The following is a 609-nucleotide window of genomic DNA, read 5'->3' on the forward strand; positions in this document are numbered from 1 at the left end:
TGGGTTGCAGCCCTTGTTTATTGTGTTGCTTGTTGTTTGCGATTAGCACGTTTTAATGTGATGTTAGATAATCCCAATATACCTAAGTGGCAGAAAAGTTATTTTGTTGGTGTTCCAGCACCAGCAGGAGCGTTATTACTTTTATTACCTACGTATTTAGGTGCTCTTGGTTTGGTACCTAATTGGGGGTGGGCATTATTTTTTAGTCTTTATACTGTAATTATTGCTTTTCTTTTGATTAGTCGTTTACCGGTATGGAATGCAAAAACAATTGATCAAAATTTAAGGCGTGATATCGTTATACCGTGCATGTTGGTCATTGTTATTTATGTCGGTTTTCTTGCGACTTACACGTGGAAAACTTTATTGATTACAGCGGTTAGCTATATGATTTTTCTCCCCTGTAGTTTTGTTGCTTATAATAAACGTTCGGCTTTAGAAGAGAAAGAGGCTGACGCTAAAGCTATCCAAGAATCATAAAATGTTACATTTTTTTGAGTAGCAAAGAAAAGAGAGAGATCCAAACTATTTACCTCTCAGATGTGATCAATCAGGTATATGATAATCTACAAACCGATTTTTACGGACATTAAAGAGTTTTCCAGTTTC

Annotated in this window: 1 protein-coding gene; it reads left to right on the plus strand. The window is 35.6% G+C overall.

The window, feature by feature from the left end:
- Nucleotides 1-480: CDP-alcohol phosphatidyltransferase family protein (locus ACFIO3_RS15085; protein WP_375704785.1), on the plus strand; the 480-nt coding region annotated here is incomplete at its 5' end.
- Nucleotides 481-609: the final 129 nt, after the last annotated feature.

The organism is Bartonella sp. AD328YNZD, assembly GCF_042196425.1.